At 46.1% G+C, this 9,150-nt stretch carries 8 protein-coding genes; 6 read left to right on the top strand and 2 right to left on the bottom strand.

Features of this window, described 5'->3' with window-relative positions; genetic code table 11:
* The first annotated feature begins 211 nt into the window (after positions 1-211).
* Positions 212-2,836: an ELWxxDGT repeat protein gene (locus O9334_RS19210; RefSeq protein ID WP_288001890.1), complete on the top strand. Its 2,625-nt coding sequence runs from the start codon at positions 212-214 to the stop codon at positions 2,834-2,836.
* A 432-nt stretch (positions 2,837-3,268) separates the two neighbouring features.
* The gene (locus O9334_RS19205; RefSeq protein WP_045360536.1) at positions 3,269-3,781 is read left to right on the top strand and encodes a dihem cytochrome c family protein; all 513 of its coding nucleotides are present in this window, start codon (positions 3,269-3,271) and stop codon (positions 3,779-3,781) included.
* 54 nt (positions 3,782-3,835) lie between these two features.
* On the opposite strand, the gene O9334_RS19200 is transcribed toward O9334_RS19205, so the two are convergent.
* On the bottom strand, positions 3,836-4,699 hold the full coding sequence (locus O9334_RS19200; protein ID WP_045360534.1) for a helix-turn-helix domain-containing protein: 864 nt from the start codon (positions 4,697-4,699) through the stop codon (positions 3,836-3,838).
* Between the two features lie 450 nt (positions 4,700-5,149).
* On the opposite strand from O9334_RS19200, the gene O9334_RS19195 reads away from it, so the two are divergent.
* Positions 5,150-5,653 (top strand): MogA/MoaB family molybdenum cofactor biosynthesis protein, encoded by a 504-nt coding sequence (locus tag O9334_RS19195; RefSeq protein WP_190381655.1) that lies wholly within the window; start codon positions 5,150-5,152, stop codon positions 5,651-5,653.
* A gap of 1 nt (position 5,654) precedes the next feature.
* Here O9334_RS19195 and O9334_RS19190 read toward each other — a convergent pair whose 3' ends face one another.
* Positions 5,655-6,266: a DUF8692 domain-containing protein gene (locus O9334_RS19190; protein ID WP_288001886.1), complete on the bottom strand. Its 612-nt coding sequence runs from the start codon at positions 6,264-6,266 to the stop codon at positions 5,655-5,657.
* Between the two features lie 134 nt (positions 6,267-6,400).
* Here O9334_RS19190 and O9334_RS19185 point away from each other — a divergent pair, with 134 nt between their 5' ends.
* The 3 genes from O9334_RS19185 (at position 6,401) to hpsU (ending at position 8,821) form a co-directional block, all read left to right on the top strand.
* A complete protein-coding gene (locus tag O9334_RS19185) occupies positions 6,401-7,066 on the top strand; it encodes an urease accessory protein UreF (RefSeq protein ID WP_288001883.1) in 666 nt (221 codons plus the stop codon).
* A gap of 208 nt (positions 7,067-7,274) precedes the next feature.
* Positions 7,275-8,225 (top strand): glycosyltransferase family 2 protein, encoded by a 951-nt coding sequence (locus O9334_RS19180; protein ID WP_045360525.1) that lies wholly within the window; start codon positions 7,275-7,277, stop codon positions 8,223-8,225.
* 5 nt (positions 8,226-8,230) lie between these two features.
* On the top strand, positions 8,231-8,821 hold the full coding sequence (gene hpsU / locus O9334_RS19175) for a hormogonium polysaccharide biosynthesis acetyltransferase HpsU (RefSeq protein ID WP_288001880.1): 591 nt from the start codon (positions 8,231-8,233) through the stop codon (positions 8,819-8,821).
* The last annotated feature ends 329 nt before the right edge of the window (positions 8,822-9,150 follow it).

Below are 9,150 nucleotides of genomic sequence, written 5' to 3'. Positions count from 1 at the left end.
CTTGCTCCGTGCCATCGCAAATGAGGTTTGAGAGCTTGTTTCAACGCATTATACTGGTTCATAGGGGTTTCGAGATTAGTGCTATTTCTCATAAAACCCCACTCCCGCCTACTTTTCAAGCTTTTTGTCCTGTACTTAGATCTCCACTAGGAAATTTATTCTGCACCACTACCTAACTGTTTAATTTTCACCCTTTATTCAGGAAAAAATCATGTCAACTCCTTTTTTAGTTAAAGATATCAACCCCGGTTCCGTTGGCTCCTACCCCGGCTTTCTAACGGCGGTGGGCAACACCCTGTTCTTCCAGGCCTATGACGGCAACGATATTGAATTGTGGAAAAGCGACGGCACGGCCTCCGGTACGGTTTTGGTCGCCGACATCAGCTTCGGTGACTCCTTCCCCTATCTAACGGCGGTGGGCAATACCCTGTTCTTCTGGGCCTATGATGGCGTTAACGGTTATGGGTTATGGAAAAGCGACGGCACGACGGCCGGTACAGTTTTGGTCGCCGACATCAGCTTCGGTGACTCCTTCCCCGGCAATCTAACGGCGGTGGGCAACACCCTGTTCTTCCAGGCCTATGACGGTGTGAACGGTGGGGAGTTGTGGAAAAGCGACGGCACGGCGGCCGGTACGGTTTTGGTCAAAGATATCAACCCCGGTTACTCTGGCTTCGGCCCCGGCAATCTAACGGCGGTGGGCAACACCCTGTTCTTCCGGGCCGATGACGGTGTGAACGGTGAGGAATTGTGGAAGAGCGACGGCACGGCGGCCGGTACGGTTCTAGTCAAAGATATCCGCCCCGGTTTATCTACCTCCTACCCCGGCAATCTAACGGCGGTGGGCAACACCCTGTTCTTCACTGCCGATGACGGCGTGAACGGTACTGAATTGTGGAAAAGCGACGGCACGGCGGCGGGTACAGTTTTGGTCAAAGATATTTTTCCCGGTTCCTTTGGTCCCTCCCCCCGCTATCTAACGGCAGTGGGCAGTACCCTGTTCTTCTGGGCCAATGACGGCGTGAACGGTTATGGGTTATGGAAAAGCGACGGCACGACGGCCGGTACAGTTTTGGTCGCCGACATCAGCTTCGGTGACTCCTTCCCCGGCTATCTAACGGTGGTGGGCAGCACCCTGTTCTTCAGTGCCTATGATGGCGTTAACGGTTATGGGTTATGGAAAAGCGACGGCACGACGGCCGGTACAGTTTTGGTCGCCGACATCAGCTTCGGTGACTCCTTTTCCGGCAATCTAACGGCGGTGGGCAACACCCTGTTCTTCCGGGCCAATGACGGCGTGAACGGTCGGGAATTGTGGGCCTTAAATGTGGGTGGTCCCACAGTTCCCACCCTCGCCATTGCCGCCACCAGTGCCAGTCAAACCGAGGGCAACAGTGGCAGTAAAGCCTTTACTTTCACCGTCACTCGTGGGGATAACACCACGGGAAGCAATAACGTTGACTGGGCAGTTACCGGCAGCGGCAGCAATCCTGCCAATGCCACTGATTTTGCTGGGGGATTGTTACCCAGTGGGGTAGTGAGTTTTGCTCCGGGAGAAAGCAGTAAGGTGATTACTGTTGACGTTCAGGGAGATACAACGGTAGAACTGAACGAAAACTTTACCGTCACCCTCTCCAATGCCACCAACGGCGCTACTATTACCACCGCTACAGCCACGGGAACCATTCAAAATGATGATGTAGCAATCCCCACCCTCGCTATTGCCGCCACCAGTGCCAGTCAAACCGAGGGCAACAGTGGCAGTAAAGCCTTTACTTTCACCGTCACTCGTGCGGTTAATACCACGGGAACCAATAACGTTGACTGGGCAGTTACCGGTACGGGAACCAATCCTGCCAATGCCACTGATTTTGTCGGGGGATTGTTACCTTCAGGAAGCGTGAGTTTTGCGACGGGGGAAACCAGTCAAGTAATTACCGTTAACGTTCAGGGAGATACAACGGTAGAACTGAACGAAAACTTTACCGTCACCCTCTCCAATGCCACCAACGGCGCTACTATTACCACCGCTACTGCCACGGGAACCATCAATAATGATGACTTTATCGGTACTTCTGGCCCCGACACCCTTGTGGGAACCTCTGGAGCAGATGCCATGACTGGATTAGCCGGAAACGATACTTATACGGTAAATGATGCCGGGGATTTGGTCATTGAAGCTCTCAACCAGGGAGCCGATACCGTGCAAGCTTCCATTTCCTATACCCTTCCCAACAACGTGAAAAATCTCCTTCTCACTGGTACTGGTAATCTTAATGGCACGGGTAATGGCTTAAATAACCAGATTACAGGGAATAGTGGCAATAATAACCTCAATGGTGCTGCTGGTAACGATAGCCTCAATGGTGCTGCTGGTAACGATACCCTCAATGGTGCTGCTGGACGCGATACTTTAACCGGTGGGACGGGGACAGACATCTTCATCTTCCGATTTGGTCAGTCCACCGCAGCAGCCCGAGACCGAGTTACGGATTTTGCTATTGGTACTGATAAAATTGACCTGCTTAGTCAAGCTGGTGCGGCAATTAATGCCCCTGTCGCTTTTACCCGGGCCGCAGATAGCACCACGACCAATATTAACACCATTGTTACTAACGTCTTTACCGATGCTAATGGGGCAACAGCCGGAAATCAAGCTCTCGGAACTAACAGTGCTGTTTTAGTGCGGGTTGCTAATACTACTACCACTTACCTAATTATCAACGATGGTACGGCGGGTTTCCAAAGTGCTAATGATTTGGTGATTAATCTGACTGGGTTAACGGGTACTTTACCGGCGCTCGGCACTATTGCGGTCAATAGTTTCTTTGTCTAAATTAATGGGGGGGGATTAATTCTCCCCTTTTAATGCTCCCGTTCAAGTAATTTTGATACAAAAAAAGTTAAGAGGCTCTTCTCGACTTTGTGTTATGATTTTTGCTTATGAAACCGTGAAATACCTATCAAGCAAGACTTTTAGGGCTATTTTGACGTTCGGCGATGCCTTCGGCGTGAGATCAGTCGAACGCTCAGTCGAGCCGAGGAAGAAACTAGAAAATATCAGTATAGACCTCGTTTCCACACATAAACCAGAAGCTCCCAAATACTGATGGGCAGTCAGGAGTTTAAGCTTGTGGAGAGACTGTAAGACTCGTTGGGATTCGTCTCAAAAAGCAGGTTTCTGTGAAGCAAGAATCTCCCATCACACAGCTTGGCATTGTGATGGCGAGAGTGTCAAAATTGTGTTCAATTACCCGTCATCCCAGTCATGCCTTCCAGCGGTCAAGTGAAATCGATTTTTTTTCTTATCCTCTTTCTCCTCAGTATTCTAGGGGGTATTCTACTGGCTTCGCTACTTAAAGAACCAGCGATCGCGCAATCTCCCTCCTCGGATACAGTGCTGAATCGTTATCAAATTGGACAGCAAACCTATCTAGAAAATTGTGCCACTTGCCATATTGCCATTCCTCCCAGCATCCTACCCAGTCAAACTTGGAAAAAAATCCTAGAAAACCCTAATTCTCACTATGGTATCCGTTTAAAACCAATTGTTGGCATTACTCAGCGTCTTATCTGGGATTATCTCAGTTATTCTTCCCGCCCTCTTACCCAGACTACTTTCGTTCCCCTCTTAATTGAACAGTCCACCTATGTAAAGGTTTTGCATCCTAGGGTCAATTTACCCACTCCTATGGGTCATACCACCTGTGTCACCTGTCATCCCAACGCTTCCCGCTACGATTATCAAACCCTTACCCCCATCTGGGATGATGCAGCCTGATCAGTTATCAGTTTTCAGATGTGAGTTTTTAGTTCACTGATTACTGATTACTGTTTACTGATCACTGAGAGGAGGTGCAGTTAGGGTGATTTCGCCGATTTGACCAGCTTTACCCATTAATTGGGCAGGTTTTTCGTTAAGAGAGATTTTAACACCTCCAGCATTGCCCGATCGAATATTTAAACTCTTTTGGGCTGTCCAAGTTTGTTTAGTCCCGGGTTGGAGATTGCCTTCATGGACTTTTTTGCCATCGGCAATTACCCTTACCCAAGCGGCCTGTTCAATAGTTACCTGGGCTGAGAGGGGAACTTTTGGCTGAGGAGGAGGGGAAGGAGAGGCTACCAGTGCGGGAGGGACTACCGGCGCGGGGGAAACTATAGGGGAAGGAGAGGGAGTAACGGCAGGGGGGTTAGAGAGAGGGGGACGGAGGAAAAGATAGCCAATACCGCAAAATATACCCGCCAGCAAGCCTAGCCAGAGATACATCCCGAAAAAGGTTGATTTAGCCGGTTCGGGGCCAGCTTCCAGGGCTGGTTTTTCTGGTTTCACCGGTTCCACTTTTGGGGCAGCGGGTTCAGCCTTGGGGAGAGGGGTAACTTTTGTGGGCAGTGTTTTCGGGATAGTTACCTCTTGAGCTAATTGTTCCGCACTAGGAGACAAGCGATCGGCTAAAGCTTTACCATCAATTTTTAGAGCATCACCGTAGCGTTTGATAAATCCCTTGACATAAATTAATTCTGGTAATTTCTGCCAATTCCCCGTTTCCAACGCTTCTAGCATTGGTACTCTAATCATCGTCAGGGCGGCGATATCGTCTATGCTCAGGCCGCTTTCTTCTCGTTTTTGACGTAAATAAGTCCCGATTTCCTTGATTTGTTCGGCTTGTAGGGGACTGAGTTGACTCATAATTCCAGTCATAATCTATACCAATTAGATGATAATCTCGATTTTGTTATTTTGGGATAATCTGTTTACCTTGTCATCATTACCGGCGAAAAGGTTCCAAAAACCGGTAAAAATCGGCAATACTTGCAAAAGTTAAGTTTTTTATACTAGGGGAACTGCACTAGCCAGTTAGTACATATATTTGTTCTCAATGCTTGTTTTTCTCGAACTCTCAGCTGATCGCTAATTAGGGTTGGCTGAATAAATCTAAAAACCTTGTTGGATAAAGCTTTTAGACTTTTTTTCCCTCAAAAAGTGCTGACCATTGGAGTGATCGGGGGTAAAATTCAGGCACTTTTTCCCTGAAAATTAGGTAATTGACTACCTCAAAATCGGTAAAACCCCACACCCCACACCCCACACCCCACACCCCACACCCCACACCCTGTCCCCAGGAAAAACTTTTTGCCGCAAACCCTAATTATGACCTTTATTCCCCATCCCGACACCACCCTCCTTCACCTTACCTGTGCCGTAGTCACGGTGAGCGATACTCGTACCCCAGAGACGGATAGGAGTGGCCAGATAATTCAAGAGTTACTAACTCGATCTGGTCATGATATCGGCCTATACTTAATTATCCCCGATCAACCCTTACAAATTCAAGCAATCTTACCAGAGATTAGCAATCAAAATCAGATAAAAGTCTTAATTTTCAATGGGGGTACAGGTATTGCTCCCAGAGACACCACATACGATGCTTTAGTACCTTTATTAAGGATCACTTTGCCCGGTTTTGGCGAATTATTTCGTTATCTCAGCTATCAGGAAATTGGCTCCCGTGCCATGGCATCGAGAGCAATAGCTGGGGTTTATCAAAACTTATTAGTCTTTTCTCTACCTGGTTCCACTAATGCCGTTAAATTAGCCCTAGAAAAACTGATTCTTCCCGAAATATCACATCTGGTTAAACAGCTAAATGGATAATTTATTTTGATTTGATCTGGGCGGAAATTTCTTGAAAACATACATCCCAAAAATAGCCAGCTAGATTCACTGCGCTTAACAGTTTAGGAATTCCTTCACTTAGACTAGCAAAACCTCGATTGTTAATCTGGAGAAGATCGACAGCGATCGCAAAAGTTAAAAGTGCTAAAGCGATGATTAAAATTTGGTAAGAAGTTTGTCTTATTCGCCGCCAAAATGCTAAACCATAAATCAGAATTGCCAGGCCGTAAACAGAGATAGTCAAGAATTTGGGAATATTAAAATAGAGGAGAATGATATGAATTCTGAAGATTTCATTGATGGCAAAAAGTCCCGTTATTATGCCAGAAACAAGGAAAAAATGGCGAGAATTATTGAAACTTGCCTTGCGGGACAATAAAGCATAACTAAAAAGGCAAACAATCGGGGGTAAACAACAAAGCAATTGAAAAGAATGGGTTAATAAACCAGCGATCGGAGTTGGGGGAGTAGCGGGAGGATAAAATAAAAGACTAGAGTTTAATTTTGCCCGATCAACCCCAGCAATCAAAGCTAAAATCAAGAGGAGAACGACAAGATTTATTTTCAGAAAATGCTGTTCTCGTGAGGACATAAGTATAGTAGTTTATAATTGTGGCTATTAACCACGGTATAATTCACAGAGTGCCGCTTTCTACTGGCTCGATCTACATACCGAAGCGCCAAGCATTTCCCTAATTGTGTTAAGGACAATTTTCTCGGTTTTCTATGCTCGATCAAAAAGAACTTTTGTGTTTATTACAATTGGCTAGTCCGATTTTACCCGTGGGGGCCTATAGTTATTCCGAAGGGCTAGAAACCCTCGTCGAAAAGGGGATTATCTTCAATAGTGCCACCTTGAATGATTGGTTAGAGCGATCGCTTTGTCAAGGCTCGATTCGCTTAGAAACGGCTGTTTTGGTAAGGGTATATCGTTGTTTTTGTCAAGAGGATTTTACAAAACTTAATTATTGGGATAATTGGTTATCGGCAACGCGGGAAACGGCCGAATTAAGACAACAAAGCTGGCAAATGGGGCGATCGCTGTTAAACCTATTGCGGGAGTTAGCACCGGCCAGAGATAATCTACCAGAACAGGCTAATTATGCCACCGCTTTTGCGATCGGGGCAAGTCATTGGCAAATTGGCGAAGAATTAGCGGTTTTAGGCTATTTACACAGTTGGGCAAGTAATTTAATCAATGCAGGATTGCGTTTAATTCCCCTAGGGCAAACCCTAGGACAATCCCTTCTGATCGGTTTACAGCCCAGTTTATTAACAGCAACAGCAGATATTATCAGTTTAGCCGATGAAAACCTGAGCAGTTGGAGTTGGGGGCTAAGTTTTGCCAGTATGAACCACGAAACCCAGTATAGTCGTCTATTTCGCAGTTAGAAATTAGCGATCAAATTTTTCACTATTTTCTGGGAGAATATGCAAGTCTCTAGGAGTCTCTCTCTTAGGTTCAAGCCGACATTTTTAGGTAAAAAACCAAATAAGGTATAGTAAGATCAAGAAAAATCTTAGGTCCTAGTTCTCGCTTTCAGAGTGACTAAGGGTTTTAAGGAAAGATGCGAACACTCTACCTAGCCACAGTGTACCAATGTTTAGTCAATCAGAAAAAATTCCCGTTTCGGTGTTGATTCCCGCCAAAAACGAGGAATCTAACCTTCCCGCCTGTTTAGAGAGTGTTGCTAGGGCTGATGAAGTGTTTGTCGTCGATTCCCAAAGTAGCGATCGCTCGATCGAAATATCTACAAACTATGGGGCTAATGTAGTCCAATTCTATTTTAATGGTCGTTGGCCGAAAAAGAAAAACTGGTCCCTCGATAATCTGCCTTTTCGCAATGAATGGGTATTAATCGTCGATTGTGATGAGAGAATCACCCCCGAACTATGGGACGAAATCGCCACCGTGATCCAAGATCCCAACTATAACGGTTATTATCTCAATCGTCGCGTCTTCTTCCTCGGACAATGGATTCGTTATGGTGGCAAGTATCCCGACTGGAATCTGCGCTTATTGAAACATAAGTCGGGCAGATACGAGAATTTAAACACGGAAGATATCCCCAACACGGGAGATAACGAAGTTCACGAACACGTTATCCTCGATGGCAAGGTGGGATATCTGAAAAATGATATGCTGCACATCGATTTCCGCGATATCTATCATTGGTTAGAAAGACATAATCGTTATTCCAACTGGGAAGCGCGGGTTTATTACAATATTCTCACGGGTAATGACGAAAGCGGCACGATCGGAGCGAACCTGTTCGGTGATGCGGTGCAGAGAAAACGTTTTTTAAAGAAAATTTGGGTAAAACTGCCCTTTAAACCGCTGCTGCGCTTTATTCTCTTTTATTTTATCCGTCTCGGTTTCTTGGATGGCAAAGCTGGTTATATCTACGGTCGTCTTTTGAGTCAGTACGAATACCAAATAGGGGTTAAATTGTACGAATTACGGCAATTTGGCGGTAAATTAAACGTTAATGCCCAGGCTAATCCCCCGATTAAACCCTCGGAACCTCAACCGGTAGAAATGATTAAATAAGTACTATGTCCCCAGAAATCCGCACCGATGAGGAAGCGTGGCTAGATCTGCGTACCTACGATCAATCTTGGTTTGATCGCGGTCGTTCTCATCCAATTATCCTGCTTTGGTGGTTAGTACAGGGGATTCTTTTCCCCCTCAGTTTGCACCAGATGGATAGCTTTCGCTGCGCTGTTTTGCGGCTATTCGGGGCTAAAATCGGCCTTGGGGTGAAAATTCGCCCGACGGTAAGGGTTACTTATCCTTGGAAAGTGGCGATCGGAGATTATACTTGGATCGGCGATGATGTGGTGATTTATAGTTTAGATAACGTTACCATCGGCAGTCATTGTGTGATTTCTCAAAAATGCTATCTTTGCACTGGCAGTCACGATCCCAGCGATCGCTCTTTCAGCTTAAAAACGACTCCCATCCTCATCGGTAATGGTACTTGGATCGCGGCCGATTGTTTCTTGGCTCCGGGGGTAAAAATTGGCTCTAATGTTGTTATTGGGGCAAGAAGTAGCGTATTTGCCGATATTCCTGCTCAAAAGGTCGCTTGGGGCAGTCCCTGTCGTCCTCAATACGATAGAAAGATGAATTCTTATAGTAGTTAAGCTAAGAGGCATTTTTTGCGGTCTTCCGATCGCTTTTGCCCCACTGTTTGCCACGGGACATATTAAGCTGTTCGTAATTTAAGTAGGGCTGGCTGAATAATGGTAAAACCCTTTTAAAATAAGGCTTTTGACCTGTTAAAATCCGATGTTATACCAAATTAAATAGAGAAAAAGGCAAATGATGTAGATTGACATCCTCACCGCCGTGAACGGACGGTGATTCCCAAACCTCACGATTTAGGCTTCGGCCGTGAGCTCAGCCGAACGGTTTCTGTTTCTTTCCCGAAGGATTTTTCGCACCTGCCTTAACAGATTTACTCTGTTCTGGT

This window comes from Microcystis sp. LE19-8.1F, assembly GCF_027531715.1.
Lineage (GTDB): Bacteria > Cyanobacteriota > Cyanobacteriia > Cyanobacteriales > Microcystaceae > Microcystis > Microcystis wesenbergii_A.
The sequence above is the reverse complement of the archived record's forward strand: the minus strand, read 5'-3'. Positions and strand labels throughout refer to the sequence as shown.